Raw genomic sequence first — 17,104 nt, forward strand, 5'->3', positions numbered from 1 at the left:
CGGGCACATCGCTGAGCTTATGGCTACGTGCTGCAGGTCGGTTTTTGTTGGCCATGGTGCTGACCTATCTGGGCCTGCTGGCGGTTACTTTTTTCATCGGCCGGGTCATGCCCATCGACCCGGTGCTGGTCATTCTGGGCGACCATGCCTCGGGCGACGCCGTGGCCCGGGTGCGTGAAGAACTGGGCCTGAACAAGCCGCTGTGGGAGCAGTTCATCATCTACATGGACAAGGTGCTGCATGGGGACTTCGGTATCTCGGTGCTGACCTCTAACCCGGTGATGCAGGACATACGCCATGTATTCCCCGCTACGCTGGAGTTGGCCACCCTGGGCATCCTGTTGGGCGCCGGCATAGGCGTGCCGTTGGGCGTGTGGGCGGCGGTGCGCCGTGGCGGTCTGGTGGACCAACTGGTGCGGGTCATGGCCCTGGTCGGCTATTCCGTACCTATCTTCTGGCTGGGGCTGATGGGCCTGCTGCTGTTCTACGCCAAGCTGGGTTGGGTCGGTGGGCCGGGCCGTGTGGACGTGGCGTTCGAGTACACCCTGGAAAATGTTTCGGGCCTGTTGCTGTTGGACGCGGCCATGGCCGGGCAGTGGGATGCATTTGCCAATGTGCTGTCGCATCTGGTGCTACCGGCCTCGCTGCTGGGTTATTTCTCGTTGGCCTATATCAGCCGTATGACGCGGTCCTTCATGTTGCACGAGCTGTCGCAAGAGTACATCGTGGCGGCGCGTGCCAAGGGCTTGTCCGAGGCGCGCATCATCTGGCGCCATGCATTGCGCAATGCCGCCGTGCCGCTGGTAACGGTCATCACACTCTCGTACGCCGGGCTGCTGGAGGGCTCGGTGCTGACCGAAACGGTCTTTGCCTGGCCGGGCCTGGGCCTGTACATCACCAACTCGCTGCAGAACGCCGACATGAACGCGGTGCTGGGCGGCACGCTGGTGGTGGGCTCGGTCTTTATCGCCTTGAACCTGCTGTCGGACCTGCTCTACAAGACGCTGGACCCGCGCACCCGGAGTAGATGATGGAGTTATTGCAACGCTGGCACGGCTGGCTGATGAGTGAACAACCCAGCTCGCGCAAGCAGGCGGCCTGGGGCCGGGCCTACCACGCCTGGCGGGTATTCCTGCACAACCGGCTTGCGGCACTGGGCCTGCTGACGATTCTGGCCCTGGTGCTGGTGGCCGTATTCGCGCCGTTGCTGGCGCCGTATGCGCCCACGGTGGGCGACCTGCGTACCATGCGCCTGCTGCCGCCGTCCGCGCAGTTCTGGCTGGGCACGGACGACCAGGGGCGTGACATCCTGTCGCGGCTGATTTTTGGCGCACGCATCACCCTGGAGGTGGTGGCGTTGGTGGCCGTGCTGGCAGCGCCCATAGGCTTGCTGGTGGGCACGGTGGCGGGCTATGCGGGCGGCATGGTGGATGCGGTGCTGATGCGCATCACCGACATTTTCTTGGCCTTTCCCCGGCTGATACTGGCCCTGGCTTTTGTCGCGGCGCTGGGCCCGGGTATTGAGAATGCCATCATCGCCATTGCCATCACGGCCTGGCCGCCGTATGCGCGCATGGCCCGCGCCGAAACCCTGACCATCCGCCAGGCCGATTACATCGCCGCAGTGCGCTTGATAGGCGCCTCGCCCTGGCGCATCGTGCTGCACCACATCATGCCGTTGTGCATGTCGTCGGTGATCGTGCGCGTCACGCTGGACATGGCCGGCATCATCCTCACCGCTGCCGGCCTGGGCTTTCTGGGCCTGGGCGCCCAGCCGCCCACACCCGAGTGGGGGGCGATGATCGCCAATGGCCGCCAGTATGTGCTGGACCAATGGTGGGTAGCGGCGGCACCCGGGGCGGCTATCTTTCTGGTCAGCCTGGCTTTCAACTTGGTGGGTGATGGCTTGCGGGACGCATTGGATCCAAAGGGCAACAAATGAGCGATCCCGTCTTGGTGGTGGACGATCTGCGCGTGTCCTTCCCCAACCGCGACGGCGGCTGGGCTGAGGTGGTGCGGGGCGTGTCCTTCACGCTGGGGCGCGAGCGCCTGGGCATTGTGGGCGAATCGGGCTCGGGCAAATCGCAGACGGGCAGGGCGATCCTGGGCTTGACCGCACCGCAGGGCCGTGTGTCCGCTCAGCGTCTGGCCTTCCATGGCACAGACTTGCTGGCATGTTCACCCAAAGAGCGGCGCGCGTTGCGCGGCGGGCGCATTGCCATGGTGCTGCAAGACCCGAAGTTTTCACTTAACCCGGTGATGCGCATTGGGGACCAGATTGTGGAGACTCTGCGTGCCCACAGCCCTGTTAGCCGGGGCGAGGCACGTAACAAGGCGTTGGCCGCACTGGAGGCGGTGCAGATCGACGAGCCCGAGCGGGTCTACCGCCTGTACCCCCACGAGGTGTCGGGCGGTATGGGCCAGCGCGCCATGATTGCCATGATGCTGATTGCCGAACCCGAGTTGCTGATTGCCGACGAACCCACCTCGGCGCTGGATGTGACGGTGCAGCTGCAGGTGCTGTCTATTCTGGACGGCCTGGTGCGCCAGCGCGGCATGGGCCTGGTGTTCATATCGCACGACCTGCGCCTGGTCTCCACCTTTTGCGACCGCATTCTGGTGATGTACGCGGGGCGCGTGGTGGAAGAACTGAGCGCTGGTGGCCTGGCGCAGGCCACGCACCCGTACACACAAGGCCTGCTGAACTGCCTGCCGCAACTGAGCGCCCAGCGCCACCCATTACCTACGCTGGACCGGAAGCCGGAGTGGGCGCTATGAACCCGTCCATAGGTCTGCAAGTCGACAAGCTGCGCGTGGTCTTTGATGGCTTTGTGGCTGTGGCGGACACCAGCTTTGCTGTGCAGCCGGGCGAGAGCTTTGGCATCGTGGGCGAGTCCGGCTCGGGCAAGTCCACGGTCCTGCGCGCCATCTGTGGCCTGACGCCGCGCGCCGCAGGCACAGTGCAGCTGCTGGGTGCCGATACCTTGCCACAGCCGGGCAGCAAGGCATTCCGGCGTAGCGTGCAGATGGTGTTCCAGGACCCCTATGGCTCGCTGCATCCGCGCCACACGGTGGACCGGTTGCTGGCCGAGCCGCTGGCCATCCACGGCATGAACAACGCCGAAGCGCGCATCGCGCAGGCGCTGGACGATGTGGGCCTGGGGCAGGGCTTTCGTTTTCGCTTCCCGCACCAGTTGTCGGGCGGGCAGCGCCAGCGTATCGCCATTGCCCGGGCGCTGATACTGGAGCCGCAGATTTTGCTGCTGGATGAACCTACCTCGGCGCTAGATGCGTCCGTGCAGGCCGAGGTGTTGAACCTGCTGGAGGCCCTGCGCACACGCCGGGGTTTGACGTTCATCATGGTCAGCCACGACCTGGCGGTGGTCACCCACCTGTGTCAGCGGCTGATGGTGATGCAGCGCGGCCAGACGGTGGAGATGCTGTCCGCCGCCGACCTGGCGGCCAGCCGTGTGACCCAGCCCTATACACGCCAACTGATGGAAGCCTCCAGCGGCTTTCGCCGAACCGGAGTTGCCGCATGATCCATTGGGAATCCCACGCCTGTTTGCCTTTGCACCCGCAGGCCAGTTTTGAACCGATCGAGCAGTTGCGCGCCGCCGGCGTGCACTACGTGTCGATCAACGTCGGCATGGACATGAACCCGCTCAGCCAGGTGATGTCCGTGCTGGCCGGCTTCCGTGCCAGCATCGCCGCGCAGCCGGGTCGTTACCGGCTAGCCGCCAGCGTGGCCGACATCCAGCGCGCCCAGGCCGGCGGCCAGATCGCCATAGGCTTCGACCTGGAAGGCGCCATGCCGCTGCTGGAGCAGCCCGAGATGGTGGCGCTATACGCGGCCCTGGGTGTGCGCCAAATCCACTTTGCCTACAACCGCAACAACAGCGTGGCCGATGGCTGCCACGATGTGGAGCGCGGGCTGACGCCGCTGGGCCTGCGCATGGTGCAGGCGGTGAACGCGGCCGGCATGCTGATGGACTGCTCGCACACCGGGCGGCGCTGCAGCCTGGACATCATGGCGGCCAGCAGCCAGCCGGTGATCTTCAGCCATGCCAACCCCTTGGCCCTGGTGGAGCATGGCCGCAATATCACCGACGAACAGATACGTGCCTGCGCAGCCACCGGCGGTGTGGTGTGCGTGTCCGGCGTGTCCTTCTTCCTGGGTACGCAGACGCCATCGGTGCAAGACGTGGCGCGGCATGCCGCTTATGTGGCGAATCTGGCGGGTGTGCGGCACGCTGGCATTGGGCTGGACATCAGCTTTCGCCAGCCTGAGCTGAACGACGACCCGCCTGGCGACTACGACCCGAGCTACTGGTGGCCAGCGTCCATAGGCTATGACCGTGCCATCACCCGAGCCAGCTATGTGCCGGTGTCCGCCTGGCAGCAGCTGGACCAGGCGCTGCAAGACCAGGGCATGACGCCGGCCGAGACCGTGCTGGTCCTAGGCGGCAATATGCTGCGGGTGGCGCAGCAGGTCTGGCACTAACTGGACTTGCTATGTAAATGGTAGCTGCTGGCGCAGGTATTACCTGCGCTGGAGCCCTGTTTCCCTAAGTTGTGTAGCTGCTGCGCGGCCCGGCCATGAAGTCCCTGGGGAATACCCGGTTGGCAGGTCTAGTCCCCAAATCAACAATACGGTCATTCGTTTAAATTGGTCTTACCACTAGACCAATAACCCCGCCCAAGACATTGCCATGACGACTGCATTCACCGCCACGCTCACACCTTATACAGGCACCAAGCCTTTGTTTGGAGCTGCAGCATGAGGGTTGATGCACACCAGCATTTCTGGACCTTGGCGCGGCCCGACTACGGCTGGCTGACCCCGGCACTGGGTCCCATCTACCGCGACTTCCAGCCGGCCGATTTGCAGCCATTGCTGGCCCAGCAGCAGGTGTCGCGCACCGTGCTGGTCCAGGCAGCGCCCACGGTGGCTGAGACCGACTACATGTTGGCCCTGGCCGCGCAGCACAGTTTTGTGCAGGGCGTGGTGGGCTGGGTGGATATGCAAGCCGCCAGTGCCCCGGCCGAGCTAGAGCGCCTGGCCGCCAACCCCGTATTCAAAGGCGTGCGGCCCATGCTGCAGGACCTGCCGGATGCCAGCTGGATCGCCAGCGCACCCATTGACGCGGCGGTGCAAGCCATGCTGCGCCTGGGCCTGTCGCTGGATGCCCTGGTGATGACCGCGCATTTGCCGCACTTGCTGCGTTTTGCCCAGCGCTACCCGGCCCTGCCCATCGTCATAGACCACTGCGCCAAGCCGGTGGTGGCGCGTGGGCCGGGCCATATGGAGTTTGCGCAATGGCGTGACGGCATGGCGGCGCTGGCGCAATTGCCCCAGGTCTGCTGCAAGCTGTCCGGCCTGGTGACCGAGGTAGGCGCCGGCTGGCAGCCCGACATGCTCAGCCCCTATGTCGATACGGTGCTGGAGCTGTTCGGCCCGCAGCGACTGATGTGGGGCAGCGACTGGCCGGTGCTGAACCTGGCCGCAGACTACCCGGCCTGGGGGGCCTGCAGCGAGCAGCTTTTGCAGCGCCTGGACCCGGCCTCAGCGCAGGCCGTGTGGGCGGGCACGGCGGAGCGCCTCTACCGGCTCAGTCCGGCCTAAACACAAGCTAGCGCGGCACGTCGAACGTCAGCGGCCCGCCATCGCACATGCCGTCGGATAGCACCAGCAGTTGGTAGGCCTGTGGAGTCTCGGCCAGCAGGGTGATGGCTTCGGGCTTGAGTTCCTTGTCGCAACTGCGCAGCTTGACGGCGCGCAGGTCCAGTGTGGCCAGCACGCGGGGCGCCACTGGGCTTCTGTTGGGCTGGCCATCCCACCAGGATACGGTCCAGTCCACGCTGTTTTGGTGGCTGGGGTCGTCGTCCGGGCCGGCCAAGACCAGAAATCCGTCACTGACGGCCAGCAGGTCGCGTATGCCCAGGCCGCTGCCGAGCACCAGCTGTGTGAGCGCAGGGTGGCTATCGCCACCCTGGAACAGCGTCTGCGCATCGACTGCCAACACGCCGGCCTGGCCGTCCTGGGCCGGCCCTCGGAAGCCGAAATACAGGCGCCCAGCATGTACCGCCAGGCCTTCGATGTTGATGCCGCGCTGGCCCTGCAGCCCGGGTGCATCGGGCGGTGGCTCGGCTCCCAGGCATTTGCGTTCGCCCACATGGGCTGCCAGGGCTGGCTGGGCCTGCAGGATGTCCCACAGGTGGCCGCTGTCGGCATAGCCGGCCAGGCTGCCATCGGCGGTGCGCAGGGCCAGGCCGGTGGCGGGGTCGCGTTGGAAGCGCAGCACGTGCCGGCTGTCGGGGTTGCTTTTGCAGCTGGAGCGCTTGGCCGAGTGCGAGCCGGTAACGTAGAAGTACTGGCCATCGGTGGCGGCGCCCTCGGCGTCCAGCTCGTCATCGCCGCTGCGCAGCACGATGGGCTCGGGCAGCGGCTGCAGCTTGTTGTTGCCAAGTTTGGCAAAGCGCGCCTGCTCGCCTTCGTCAAACGCCATCAGGCATACGCGTTCCTGTGCGGCATTCAAGCTGCAAGCGATACCGCTGAGGGACTGGCGGGTTTTGACAGCCTTCTTTTTTGGCAGGTCAAACGCAAAAACCGGGTCGCTGCTCCAGAGAGCGCTGCTAGGGGCGATACGGGGTGCAACGTGGGGCGTGGTCTGGCCCATAGCGCTGGACAGCGCTACGGCCATGGCTGCGCAGGCCAGCAGGAGAGGGTAGGTGCGCATGGTTCGGGCTCCTGGTTTGCTATTGAATTAAGAGCTGTCTGCGCAGGTTTTATCTGCGCTGTAGCCATAAATCTTATGAATATTCAGAGGTCGCGAGCGGCAACGCGGGTCAGCTGTTCCAGCAGATCGCTGCGGTATTTGCGCCAGCGCGCATCGCGCACAAAGCGCGGCTGGGTGCCCAGCAAGTCCACGTCGGCATCGGCGGCCGGTGTTACCGATGGGTCGGCGCTGGGGCAAAGCCAGCGCATGGGCGGGCGTTCGCCACGCATTTCCTCCAGCGAGATGGCTTCCATCATGGCGATGGATTTGTCTTGCGCGTTCATGCGGTCGATCTTGGCCAGCAGCGGCTGCAGATAGGCCTGCGCAGGGTACCAGTCCATCAAATGCTCGGCCTTGCTGCGGTCGGTGCAGCGGTTGCCGTCCAGCGTCAGCGCCAGTTTGGCGTGCAGGAAGAAGATGACAGCTTCCTGGCCAAAGTCGCCGTCCTGGTCGCGCAGATGGCTGAGTTCGTAGGCGTAGGCAAAGGAGTAGCGGGCGTCTGCGTTCTGCGACAGGATGCGCCAGCGCAGCCAACTGGTATGGGCGAGCAACTGGCTGGCATTGCCGGTGTCGAGTGCGCCGACGATCTCTTGCAAAGGGGCTTTGCCGGTGGCGGTGTCGGTTTGCTGGTCCAGCGCTTGCCAGATGGCCAGGACGGCGGTGTCGGAGCTTGTATCGTGCTGGGCCTTGGCCTGGGCGGCAGCTTCGCGCCAGCGGGGTATGGCGTCTTCTGTCTTGATGCGCTGGATTTGCTCGAAGTCCGCGGCGGGCGCGCTTGTGGCCGTGCAGCCCATCGCTGCGGCCAGCAAGAGCGCCGCGAGTGGGTTCACGAGGCTGCGGGCAAGGCCGTGTCGGCCCAGTGTTGTACCGCGGCAATATCGTCTGGCGTGGTGCGGCAACAGCCGCCGATCAGGCGGGCGCCCCGCGCATGCCAGCCGCGTGCCTGCTCGGCAAAGTGCGAGGCGCTGGGGTTGCCGTGCCACTGCTTATGGGCCGCGTCGTAGTGCTCGCCCGAGTTGGGGTACACCAGGATGGGCTTTCGGGTGCGCGCATGCATCTGGTCCACCAGCGAGGCAATGTGCTCGGGGGCGGTGCAGTTCACACCTACGGCGACCACCTGGTCAAAGTCTTCCAGCGCAGCTACGCAGTCGCCCAGCAGCTCGCCTTCGCTGGTGTGCAGGCCGTCGCGGCAGGAGAAGCTGATCCAGGCCGCCGCGCCCGGGAATTCCGGCAGCAGGCGGGCAATGGCGCGGGCTTCGGCCAGGCAGGGAATGGTTTCGCAGGCCAGCAGGTCGGCGCCGGATTCCACCAGCACTTGCAGGCGCTGGCGGTGGAAATCCATCAACTGCTCTTCGCTCAGGCCGTAGTGGCCGCGGTATTCCGAGCCATCGGCCAGCATGGCGCCATAGGGGCCGACCGATGCAGCGATCAGCGGCTTGATGCGGCCCACGCGGTTTGCGGGTTCGGCCCAGAAGGCGTCGCGTGCTTCCACCGCCAGGCGTACCGAGTCGCGCATCAACTGGGCCGAGGCCGCCGTGTCGAAGCCGCGCTTGGCAAAGGCTTCAAAGGTTGCCTGGTAGCTGGAGGTGGTGGCCACGTCGGCGCCAGACACAAAGTAGTCCAGGTGCACCTGGCGTATCAGTTCGGGCTTTTCGATCAGCAGCTTGGCTGACCACAACGGGTCGTTCAGGTCGGCGCCGCGGCGCTCCAGCTCGGTGGCCAGCGCGCCGTCAAGTATCACCAGCGCGCGCCGGGCAAAGAAGTCGTCAAGGGGAGAGGTTTGCATGGTGGTGTGCGTATGTTCAGCGCCCGCGCGCATGCTCGGGCACTTCAAGTTTCTTGGCCAGTTTCGACAGGGTCCAGGTCAGTACCAGGTACATGGCCGAAATGGCCAGATAAGGTTCCCAATAGCGGGAGTAGGCGCCGGCCACGGTGCGGGCGGCCATGGCCAACTCCAGCAGGCCGATGGCGGACACCAGTGATGTGTCTTTGATCAAGGCCACGCTTTCATTCACCAGCGCAGGCACCATACGCCGAAAGGCCTGGGGCATGACGATGTAACGCATGCTCTGCCAGGGCGTCATGCCCAGGCTTTGCGCGGCTGCGGTCTGGCCGGTGTGGATGCTCTGGATGCCGGCGCGGAAGATTTCTGAAATATAGGCCCCGGCGTTCAGCGTCAGCGCCAGGGCGCCAGACAGAAAGGCGCCGTGGTTTTGCCGGAACTCGCGTGCCGCGTCACCGCTGAGCAGCCAACCGCCGTCCGGGTGCACCAGCACCGGCATCAGCGCAAAGTGCACCAGCAGAATCTGCACGAACAGCGGCGTACCGCGAAAGAAGGTGACGTAGGCGGTGGTCAGCGCGCGCAGCAGTTTCAGGCACCAGGCTAGCGGCCAGGGCGGGCTGGCCGGTAGCAGGCTGTTGGTATTGACCAGACCGACCGCCGCCCCCAGCAGCATGCCGGCTGCTGTGGCCAGCACGGTGAGCTGCACCGTCATCCACAGGCCTTCTGCGAACAAGGGGCCGTAGCCGGCCAGAATTTCCCAACGAAACTGCACTGCGCCCTCCTTGTCTATTTTTGCCCGCTTACTTGGCGGCAGACTTGAAGTACTGCTCGTAAATCTTCTGGTAGCTGCCGTCGGCCTTGATGTCGGCCAGACCCTTGTTGAACTGGCTTGCCAATTCGGTGTTGCCCTTCTTGAAGGCCAGGCCATAGAACTCGGGCGCGAAGCTGGCGTCGCTGACCGACTTGAACTTGGCGTTGGGGTTGTTGGCCAGGTAATGGATGACCACGCCGTTGTCGGCCACTACAGCATCTACGCCGCCAGCCGCCAGTTCGGCCAGGGCCAGGGGGGTGGATTCAAAGCGCTTGATGTTGGGGCTGGTCTTGCCCAGCAGCTTGACTACGACTTCCTCGCCGGTGGTGGATGTCTGCACGCCGATCTTGCTCTTCTTCAGGTCGTCCAGCTTGGCGACCTTGGAGGATTCGCTCACTGCAATCAGCTGGCTGGCTTCGAAGTAGGGCTCCGAGAAGTCCATGGTCTGCTTGCGTTCGTCGGTGATGGTGATGGCCGATGCCAGCACGTCGCGATCGCCTTGTGCCAGGGCGTTGAACGCGCCTTCCCAAGGCGTGCTGACGAACTTGACTTCCAGGCCGGCCTTCTTGGCGGCGGCGGTGGTCACGTCCATGTCGAAGCCGACGATATCGCCTTTTTCGTTCTGGAATTCAAACGGCGCGTAGGTGGGGTCCGTGCCTACGGTCAGCACGCGGGCTGCGGGTGCCGGGCTGCTGGCAGCGGGCGCGGCAGGTGCGGCTGCTTCGGGCGCTGGCGCCGATTTTTGGCAAGCGCTGAGGAACAGGCCCACGGACAGGGCGGCGACGGTTTGGAGGAATTGGCGCTTGTAGGACATGGAATAAAGGAAATAAGGGCCGCACACAAGGTGGACTTGGGTTTTAGACAAGGGCTGGATTATGCGTGGGTTGTTACGTTTATCCCGGCATATGCATATGCTTGCGAAGCTCAGTGCTGTGCGTTGACTTGTTCCACGGTGCGCCGCAGCAGCTCCAGCGCGGCCTGCTGCGTCAGTGTGGACGGACGCAGCGAGCTGGTGGCCAGGGCCAGCTTGGTACGCAGGGCCGGCTGCTGGATGCTGCGCACGGTAAAGGCCGAGGGGCGGATGGAGCTGGCTACCGCGTTGCGCGACAGTACGGCGCAGCCCACGCCATCGGCCACCAGGTCCAGGATGGCGGCCACACCGTCGATCTCCAGCACTACCTGTGGGCGGCAGTCGATATTCGCCATTTCGGCTTCCACGTGCATGCGTATGGCATTCGGCCGGCTGGGAATGACCAGGGGCAGGGCGGCCACCTCGCGTAGCGTGATGGCGGCCGGTGGCGGGTCTTCCGGCAGGCCGGGCGGGCGGGCCTGCACCAACAGCAGTTCTTCCTCCATCAGTGGGCTGATATCTACCTCGGCACTGGGTTGGGCGTTGTACAGCACGGCAATGTCCAGCCGGCCGGCCAGCAATGATTCGTGCATGGCGACCGACAGGCCTTCTCGTATGGACAGGGCCGCGTCCGGCATTTGCTGGCGGAAGGCCCGCGTTAGGGGTACGGTCACCATGCGCGCCAGGCTGCTGGGCAGGCCAATGGCCACGCGCCCGGCCAGCGAGCCCCGCACCCGGCCCAGCTCTTCGCGGGCCCGCTGTACCTGGTGCAGGATGCCGCGCCCATGCTCCAGCAATAATTTGCCGGCCTCGGTAGGGGCCGCGCCGCGCCCATTGCGCACCAGCAGCGTTTGGCGCAACTCCACCTCCAGCAGGCGTATCTGCCGGCTGAGTGCTGGCTGGGCAATGTTCAGCGCGGTCGAGGCACGGGTAAAGCTGCCCAGCTCGGCCACGCGCACAAAGTATTCGATCTGTTTTAAGTCCATGGTGTTGCTATATATGTGTATAGCTGGTTATCCATTATGCCGTTTTGAGATAACTGATAGTGGAGGCCCTGTCTTAACAAAGGCCTGGTACGGGTACAGAATGCCCGGCATGCAAAGCCAGATCAAGCCCATCGCCCCCATCGATTCCACCACGCCGGCGCTGCGTGGCATCTCCTCCATGGCCACCCGCCAGTTGCTGGCGGATTTGCTGGCCTTGTATGCCCAGCAGTCGGATGAACGCATGGCGATTGAGTCCGTAGGCGGTGTTGACGCCGCCAAGCGGGTACAGGCCGGTGAGGCGTTTGACGCGGTTTTTCTGGCGTCTGACGCCATCGACAAGCTGATTGCCGCCGGCCACATCGACGCGCAAAGCAAGGTGAATTTGGTGCACTCCGGCGTGGCGGTAGCCGTGCGGGCTGGTGCGGCCCTGCCTGATATTTCCAGCGAAGACGCAGTGCGCAGCGCCGTGCTGGCGGCGGGCAGCATCAGCTATTCCACCGGCCCCAGCGGTGTGGCCCTGGTCAAATTATTCGAGCGCTGGGGCATTGCCGCAGCCATTGCCGATCGCATTGTCCAGGCGCCACCTGGCGTACCTGTGGGCGCGCTGGTGGCGCGTGGCGAGGTGGAGCTGGGCTTTCAACAATTGAGCGAGCTGATCAATCTGGACGGCATCACCGTAGTCGGCCCACTGCCGCCTGCGATCCAGATCACCACCACGTTTTCTGCTGGCGTGTGCACCGGCTCGGCCCAGGCGCAGGCAGTGCGCGATCTGCTGGCTTTCATGTGTTCGCCCCAGGCCGACGAGGCCAAGCGCCGCCAAGGCATGGAACCCGCCTAATTTCTTCTTTTCATTTATAGCAAGCAGGAGACACCCATGATCATCGATTGCCACGGCCACTACACCACCGCGCCCAAGGCGCTGGAAAACTGGCGTAATCAGCAAATCGCCGGCATCAAAGACCCGACCATGATGCCTAAGGTGTCCGATTTGAAGATCAGCGACGACGAACTGATCGAGACCATCGAAGCCAACCAGCTGCGCCTGATGCGCGAGCGTGGCAGCGACCTGACCATCTTCAGCCCGCGCGCCAGCTTCATGGCCCACCACATTGGCGACTTCAATGTGTCCAGCACCTGGGCCGCGATCTGCAACGAACTGTGCTACCGCGTGAGCCAGCTGTTTCCCGACAACTTCATCCCCGCTGCCATGCTGCCGCAAAGCCCGGGCGTGGACCCTGCGACTTGCATCCCTGAGCTGGAAAAGTGCGTCAAGGAATACGGCAACGTCGGCATCAACCTGAACCCGGACCCTAGCGGCGGTCACTGGAATTCGCCCCCGCTGAGTGATAAGCACTGGTACCCCATCTACGAGAAGATGGTGGAGTACGACATCCCCGCGATGATCCACGTGTCCACCAGCTGCAATGCCTGTTTCCACACCACCGGCGCACATTACCTGAACGCCGACACCACGGCCTTCATGCAGTGCCTGACCAGCGATCTGTTCAAGGACTTCCCCACGCTGCGCTTCCTGATTCCGCATGGCGGCGGCGCCGTGCCTTACCACTGGGGCCGTTTCCGTGGCCTGGCGCAAGAGCTGAAGAAGCCGCTGCTGGAAGAGCATTTGCTGAACAACATCTTCTTCGACACCTGTGTCTACCACCAGCCCGGCATCGACCTGCTGAACACAGTGATCCCGGTGAAGAACGTGCTGTTCGCCTCGGAAATGATTGGCGCAGTGCGCGGCATCGACCCGCAAACTGGCCACTACTACGACGACACCAAGCGCTACATCGAAGCCAGCAAGATACTGAGCAGCGAAGACCGCTTCCAGATCTATGAAGGCAATGCCCGCCGCGTGTTCCCGCGCCTGGATGCCGCCCTCAAAGCTAAAAACGCATAAGGAGCCAATATGACCGATATGAACAACCTGGGCATCGTCAAGCGCAACATCGTGCGCGCGGACAAGACCGCCGTGGAGCGCCTGTCCAAGCTGGGCGTGGCCACCATCCACGAGGCCATGGGCCGCGTCGGCCTGATGAAGCCCTATATGCGCCCCATCTACGTTGGTGCCAAGATCTGCGGCACCGCTGTCACCATCCTGCTGCAGCCCGGTGACAACTGGATGATGCATGTGGCGGCCGAGCAGCTGCAGCCCGGTGACGTGGCGGTAGCTGCCTGCACCACCGACAACGAAGACGGCTTCTTTGGCGACCTGCTGGCCACCAGCTTCCAGGCGCGTGGCGCCAAGGGCTTGATCATCGACGGTGGCGTGCGCGACGTGGCCGACCTGGAAAAAATGGGCTTCCCGGTATTCAGCAAAGCCATCAACTCCAAGGGCACGATCAAGGCCACGCTGGGTTCGGTGAACGTGCAGATCGTCTGTGCTGGCGCCATCGTCAACCCCGGTGACGTGGTGATTGCCGATGTGGACGGCGTGGTGGTGGTGCCCGCTGCCATCGCAGCCCAGGTGGCCGACGCCGCCGAGAAGCGCGAGAGTTTTGAAGGCGAAAAGCGCGCCAGGCTGGCAGCCGGCGTGCTGGGTCTGGACATGTACAAGATGCGCGAACCGCTGGAAAAAGCCGGCCTGCGCTATATAGACTAAATAAAGCATCAAATAGGGCTGTAGCGCAGGTAATACCTGCGCAAGCAGCTATTGATTGCATAGCAAAACAAGGACGTATATGGAATTCACCAAAACCCCCGGCTGGCTTGACTGGTACTCCGGCCCCAGCAAACCCCGCTTCCAGCTGCCGGCTGGCGCGGTAGACGCGCACTGCCATGTGTTTGGCCCCGGTGACAAGTTCCCTTATGCGCCAGAACGCAAGTACACGCCCTGCGATGCGTCCAAGGAGCAGCTGTTTGCCCTGCGTGACCACCTGGGCTTTGACAAGAACGTGATCGTGCAGGCCACCTGCCACGGCAGCGACAACCGCGCCTTGGTGGATGCGCTCAAGGCGTCCAATGGCAAGGCCACGGGCGTGGCCACGGTCAATGAACTGGTGACGGACGCCGAGTTGCAAGAGATGCATGCCGCCGGCGTGCGCGGTACCCGCTTCAACTTCGTCAAGCGCCTGGCCGACTCCACGCCGCGCGAGGTGCTGCGTGAAATCGCCGCCCGCATCGCGCCGCTGGGTTGGCATGTGGTGATCTATTTCGAGGCTGTCGATTTGCCCGAGTACTACGATTTCTTTACCAGCCTGCCCACCACGGTGGTAGTGGACCACATGGGCCGCCCAGACGTTACCAAGCCGGTGGACGGTCCTGAGTTCGCCCTGTTCGTGAAGATGATGCGCGAGCACAGCAATATCTGGAGCAAGGTCAGCTGCCCCGAACGCCTGAGCGTCAGCGGCCCCAAGGCCCTGAACGGCGAGCAGCATGCTTACCAGGACGTCGTGCCGTTCGCCAAGCACCTGGTGGAAACCTTCCCTGACCGCGTGTTGTGGGGCACCGACTGGCCCCACCCGAACCTGAAGGACCACATGCCCGACGACGGCCTGCTGGTGGACTACATCCCACAGATTGCGCCCACCGCCGAGTTGCAACGCAAGCTGCTAGTGGACAACCCCAACCGTCTGTACTGGAGCTAAATATGTCGTTAGACAAACCCTATCTGGACGTGCCCGGCACTACCATTTTTGATGCCGAGCAAAGCCGTAAGGGCTACCACCTGAATCAGTTCTGCATGTCCTTGATGAAGGCAGAGAACCGCGAAAAGTTCAAGGCCGATGAGCGCGCCTATCTGGACGCCTGGGCCATGACCGAGGACCAGAAGCAGGCCGTACTGGCCCGCGACCTTAACCGCTGCATCTCCCTGGGCGGCAACATTTACTTCCTGGCCAAGATTGGCGCGACTGACGGCAAGAGCTTCCAGCAGATGGCCGGCAGCATGACCGGCATGACCGAAGAGGAATACCGCAACATGATGGTCGGCGGTGGCCGCTCCGTGCAGGGCAACCGCGTGGTCGGTGAAGACGGCGACGCCCAGGCGCATCGCCAACCGCAAGGTTCTGCGGGCAAAAAAGGAAACAACTGATATGGCCAAAATTACCGCCAGCGTTTACACCTCGCATGTCCCCGCCATCGGCGCGGCCATCGACTTGGGGAAAACGACCGAGCCTTACTGGCAGCCCCTGTTCAAGGGCTACGAATACTCCAAGCAGTGGATGAAGGACAACACGCCCGACGTGATCTTTCTGGTCTACAACGACCACGCCACGGCCTTCAGCCTGGACATGATCCCGACGTTCGCCATCGGCACTGCGGCAGAGTTTACGCCCGCCGACGAAGGTTGGGGTCCGCGCCCCGTGCCCAAGGTTATCGGCCACCCCGAGCTGGCCGCTCACATTGCGCAGTCGGTGATCCAGCAGGACTTTGACCTGACCATCGTCAACAAGATGGACGTGGACCACGGTTTGACCGTGCCCCTGAGCTTGATGTGCGGCCAGCCCCCCGCATCCGATTACCGCTGGCCTTGCCCGGTGATTCCGTTCGCTGTCAACGTGGTGCAGTACCCGGTGCCATCGGGCCGCCGCTGCTTCGAGTTGGGTAAGGCCATTCGCAAGGCGATCGAATCGTTCGACAAACCGTTGAAGGTGCAGATCTGGGGCACGGGCGGCATGAGCCACCAATTGCAGGGTGCGCGCGCCGGCCTGATCAACAAGGAGTGGGACAACGCCTTCCTGGACCGACTGATTGCCGACCCCGATGGTCTGGCCAGCGTGCCGCACATCGACTACGTGCGCGAAGCCGGCTCGGAAGGTATCGAGCTGGTGATGTGGCTGATTGCCCGCGGCGCCATGGCCGACGTGGCCGGCGGTGCGGCGCCCACGCTTAAACACCGTTTCTTTCATGTACCAGCGTCGAATACGGCGGTGGGACATCTAATTATGGAGAACAACTAAATGGCTAAGACAATCAAAGTCGCCCTGGCGGGCGCTGGCGCTTTTGGCACCAAGCATTTGGACGCAATCAAACTGATTGACGGCGTGGAAGCCATTTCGGTTATTGGCCGCGACATGGAAAAAACCCGTGAAGTTGCCGCCAAGTACGGCATTGGCCACGTGACGGACGACCTGGCTGAAAGCCTGGCCTTGCCCGAGCTGGATGCCGTTATTCTGTGCACCCCCACGCAAATGCATGCCGCCCAGACCATCCAGTGTCTGCAAGCGGGTAAACATGTGCAGGTGGAAATCCCTCTGGCCGACAGCCTGGCGGGTGCCGAAGAAGTCGTGGCTCTGCAAAAGAAGACCGGCCTGGTGGCCATGGTGGGCCACACCCGCCGCTTCAACCCCAGCCACCAGTACGTTAACCAGCAAATTGCGGCCGGCAAGTTCAATATCCAGCAAATGGATGTGCAGACTTATTTCTTCCGCCGTACCAACACCAATGCGCTGGGCCAGGCACGGAGCTGGACCGACCACCTGCTGTGGCACCACGCGGCCCACACAGTGGACCTGTTCGCCTACCAGTGTGGCAGTCCCATCGTGCAGGCCAATGCGATCCAGGGCCCGATCCACCCGGTGCTGGGTATTGCGATGGACATGTCTATCCAGCTGAAGGCCGCCAATGGCGCGATCTGCACGCTGTCGCTGAGCTTCAACAACGACGGCCCGCTGGGTACTTTCTTCCGCTACATCGGCGACAGCGCGACCTATATCGCCCGCTATGACGACTTGTTCACCGGCAAAGATGAAAAGATCGACGTGAGCCAGGTGGCTGTGTCCATGAACGGTATCGAGCTGCAAGACCGCGAGTTCTTCGCCGCCATCCGCGAAGGCCGCGAGCCCAATAGCAGCGTGGCCAAGGTGCTGCCGTGCTACCAGGTGCTGCACAAGCTGGAGCAACAACTCAACGCAGTCGCTTGATTTGCTATTGAAATAGTAGCTGCCTGCG

The 17,104-nt window shown here is 63.5% G+C and carries 19 protein-coding genes; 13 read left to right on the forward strand and 6 right to left on the reverse strand.

What is annotated here, in order from left to right:
- Window positions 1-53: 53 nt before the first annotated feature.
- The 6 genes from AC07R0_RS14075 (at window position 54) to AC07R0_RS14100 (ending at window position 5,626) form a co-directional block, all read left to right on the forward strand.
- Window positions 54-1,031, forward strand: a complete 978-nt coding sequence (locus AC07R0_RS14075) for an ABC transporter permease (protein ID WP_495074375.1) — start codon at window positions 54-56, stop codon at window positions 1,029-1,031.
- Window positions 1,028-1,942 (forward strand): nickel transporter permease, encoded by a 915-nt coding sequence (nikC, locus tag AC07R0_RS14080; RefSeq protein WP_495105278.1) that lies wholly within the window; start codon window positions 1,028-1,030, stop codon window positions 1,940-1,942. Before AC07R0_RS14075 ends, nikC begins: the two co-directional genes overlap by 4 nt.
- Window positions 1,939-2,778 (forward strand): ABC transporter ATP-binding protein, encoded by an 840-nt coding sequence (locus AC07R0_RS14085; RefSeq protein ID WP_495105279.1) that lies wholly within the window; start codon window positions 1,939-1,941, stop codon window positions 2,776-2,778. The genes nikC and AC07R0_RS14085 overlap by 4 nt, the downstream gene beginning before the upstream one ends.
- Window positions 2,775-3,542, forward strand: coding sequence for an ABC transporter ATP-binding protein (locus AC07R0_RS14090; RefSeq protein ID WP_495105280.1), 768 nt, complete (start codon window positions 2,775-2,777; stop codon window positions 3,540-3,542). Before AC07R0_RS14085 ends, AC07R0_RS14090 begins: the two co-directional genes overlap by 4 nt.
- Window positions 3,539-4,504, forward strand: a complete 966-nt coding sequence (locus AC07R0_RS14095) for a dipeptidase (protein WP_495105281.1) — start codon at window positions 3,539-3,541, stop codon at window positions 4,502-4,504. Before AC07R0_RS14090 ends, AC07R0_RS14095 begins: the two co-directional genes overlap by 4 nt.
- Window positions 4,505-4,780: 276 nt before the next feature.
- Window positions 4,781-5,626 carry an amidohydrolase family protein gene (locus AC07R0_RS14100; protein ID WP_495105282.1) on the forward strand — a complete coding sequence of 282 codons (846 nt, stop codon included), beginning with the start codon at window positions 4,781-4,783 and terminating at the stop codon, window positions 5,624-5,626.
- A gap of 7 nt (window positions 5,627-5,633) precedes the next feature.
- On the opposite strand, the gene AC07R0_RS14105 is transcribed toward AC07R0_RS14100, so the two are convergent.
- The 6 genes from AC07R0_RS14105 to AC07R0_RS14130 form a co-directional block, all read right to left on the reverse strand.
- Complete coding sequence (locus tag AC07R0_RS14105) at window positions 5,634-6,740, reverse strand: DUF3616 domain-containing protein (protein WP_495105283.1); 1,107 nt, start codon at window positions 6,738-6,740, stop codon at window positions 5,634-5,636.
- Between the two features lie 83 nt (window positions 6,741-6,823).
- The gene (locus AC07R0_RS14110; protein ID WP_495105284.1) at window positions 6,824-7,609 is read right to left on the reverse strand and encodes a hypothetical protein; all 786 of its coding nucleotides are present in this window, start codon (window positions 7,607-7,609) and stop codon (window positions 6,824-6,826) included.
- Complete coding sequence (mmuM, locus tag AC07R0_RS14115) at window positions 7,606-8,565, reverse strand: homocysteine S-methyltransferase (RefSeq protein ID WP_495105285.1); 960 nt, start codon at window positions 8,563-8,565, stop codon at window positions 7,606-7,608. The genes AC07R0_RS14110 and mmuM overlap by 4 nt, the downstream gene beginning before the upstream one ends.
- Before the next feature lie 16 nt (window positions 8,566-8,581).
- Window positions 8,582-9,334: an amino acid ABC transporter permease gene (locus AC07R0_RS14120; protein WP_495074366.1), complete on the reverse strand. Its 753-nt coding sequence runs from the start codon at window positions 9,332-9,334 to the stop codon at window positions 8,582-8,584.
- A gap of 28 nt (window positions 9,335-9,362) precedes the next feature.
- A complete protein-coding gene (locus AC07R0_RS14125) occupies window positions 9,363-10,187 on the reverse strand; it encodes a basic amino acid ABC transporter substrate-binding protein (protein WP_495074365.1) in 825 nt (274 codons plus the stop codon).
- A gap of 110 nt (window positions 10,188-10,297) precedes the next feature.
- On the reverse strand, window positions 10,298-11,209 hold the full coding sequence (locus AC07R0_RS14130) for a LysR substrate-binding domain-containing protein (protein ID WP_495105286.1): 912 nt from the start codon (window positions 11,207-11,209) through the stop codon (window positions 10,298-10,300).
- 178 nt (window positions 11,210-11,387) lie between these two features.
- On the opposite strand from AC07R0_RS14130, the gene AC07R0_RS14135 reads away from it, so the two are divergent.
- The 7 genes from AC07R0_RS14135 (at window position 11,388) to AC07R0_RS14165 (ending at window position 17,076) form a co-directional block, all read left to right on the forward strand.
- Entirely contained in the window at window positions 11,388-12,047 is a 660-nt protein-coding gene (locus tag AC07R0_RS14135; RefSeq protein WP_495105356.1) for a substrate-binding domain-containing protein, read from the forward strand.
- Window positions 12,048-12,083: 36 nt separating this feature from the next.
- Window positions 12,084-13,112 carry an amidohydrolase family protein gene (locus tag AC07R0_RS14140; RefSeq protein WP_495074363.1) on the forward strand — a complete coding sequence of 343 codons (1,029 nt, stop codon included), beginning with the start codon at window positions 12,084-12,086 and terminating at the stop codon, window positions 13,110-13,112.
- An 18-nt stretch (window positions 13,113-13,130) separates the two neighbouring features.
- Window positions 13,131-13,814: a 4-carboxy-4-hydroxy-2-oxoadipate aldolase/oxaloacetate decarboxylase gene (gene ligK, locus AC07R0_RS14145; protein WP_495105357.1), complete on the forward strand. Its 684-nt coding sequence runs from the start codon at window positions 13,131-13,133 to the stop codon at window positions 13,812-13,814.
- Window positions 13,815-13,893: 79 nt separating this feature from the next.
- Window positions 13,894-14,799, forward strand: a complete 906-nt coding sequence (locus AC07R0_RS14150; protein WP_495105287.1) for an amidohydrolase family protein — start codon at window positions 13,894-13,896, stop codon at window positions 14,797-14,799.
- A 2-nt stretch (window positions 14,800-14,801) separates the two neighbouring features.
- Window positions 14,802-15,245: a protocatechuate 4,5-dioxygenase subunit alpha gene (ligA, locus tag AC07R0_RS14155; RefSeq protein ID WP_495074362.1), complete on the forward strand. Its 444-nt coding sequence runs from the start codon at window positions 14,802-14,804 to the stop codon at window positions 15,243-15,245.
- 1 nt (window position 15,246) lies between these two features.
- Entirely contained in the window at window positions 15,247-16,113 is an 867-nt protein-coding gene (locus tag AC07R0_RS14160; protein WP_495098143.1) for a class III extradiol dioxygenase subunit beta, read from the forward strand.
- On the forward strand, window positions 16,114-17,076 hold the full coding sequence (locus AC07R0_RS14165; protein WP_495105288.1) for a Gfo/Idh/MocA family oxidoreductase: 963 nt from the start codon (window positions 16,114-16,116) through the stop codon (window positions 17,074-17,076).
- Window positions 17,077-17,104: the final 28 nt, after the last annotated feature.

The sequence above is a fragment of the Rhodoferax sp. GW821-FHT07F03 genome, from assembly GCF_059418745.1.

Coding starts and splice junctions, on each gene's coding strand:
- AC07R0_RS14075 (WP_495074375.1), top strand. CDS start 54: ATGGTGCTGACCTATCTGGGCCTGCTGGCGGTTACTTTTTTCATCGGC.
- nikC (WP_495105278.1), top strand. CDS start 1,028: ATGATGGAGTTATTGCAACGCTGGCACGGCTGGCTGATGAGTGAACAA.
- AC07R0_RS14085 (WP_495105279.1), top strand. CDS start 1,939: ATGAGCGATCCCGTCTTGGTGGTGGACGATCTGCGCGTGTCCTTCCCC.
- AC07R0_RS14090 (WP_495105280.1), top strand. CDS start 2,775: ATGAACCCGTCCATAGGTCTGCAAGTCGACAAGCTGCGCGTGGTCTTT.
- AC07R0_RS14095 (WP_495105281.1), top strand. CDS start 3,539: ATGATCCATTGGGAATCCCACGCCTGTTTGCCTTTGCACCCGCAGGCC.
- AC07R0_RS14100 (WP_495105282.1), top strand. CDS start 4,781: ATGAGGGTTGATGCACACCAGCATTTCTGGACCTTGGCGCGGCCCGAC.
- AC07R0_RS14105 (WP_495105283.1), bottom strand. CDS start 6,740: ATGCGCACCTACCCTCTCCTGCTGGCCTGCGCAGCCATGGCCGTAGCG.
- mmuM (WP_495105285.1), bottom strand. CDS start 8,565: ATGCAAACCTCTCCCCTTGACGACTTCTTTGCCCGGCGCGCGCTGGTG.
- AC07R0_RS14125 (WP_495074365.1), bottom strand. CDS start 10,187: ATGTCCTACAAGCGCCAATTCCTCCAAACCGTCGCCGCCCTGTCCGTG.
- AC07R0_RS14130 (WP_495105286.1), bottom strand. CDS start 11,209: ATGGACTTAAAACAGATCGAATACTTTGTGCGCGTGGCCGAGCTGGGC.
- AC07R0_RS14135 (WP_495105356.1), top strand. CDS start 11,388: ATGGCCACCCGCCAGTTGCTGGCGGATTTGCTGGCCTTGTATGCCCAG.
- AC07R0_RS14140 (WP_495074363.1), top strand. CDS start 12,084: ATGATCATCGATTGCCACGGCCACTACACCACCGCGCCCAAGGCGCTG.
- ligK (WP_495105357.1), top strand. CDS start 13,131: ATGAACAACCTGGGCATCGTCAAGCGCAACATCGTGCGCGCGGACAAG.
- AC07R0_RS14150 (WP_495105287.1), top strand. CDS start 13,894: ATGGAATTCACCAAAACCCCCGGCTGGCTTGACTGGTACTCCGGCCCC.
- ligA (WP_495074362.1), top strand. CDS start 14,802: ATGTCGTTAGACAAACCCTATCTGGACGTGCCCGGCACTACCATTTTT.
- AC07R0_RS14160 (WP_495098143.1), top strand. CDS start 15,247: ATGGCCAAAATTACCGCCAGCGTTTACACCTCGCATGTCCCCGCCATC.
- AC07R0_RS14165 (WP_495105288.1), top strand. CDS start 16,114: ATGGCTAAGACAATCAAAGTCGCCCTGGCGGGCGCTGGCGCTTTTGGC.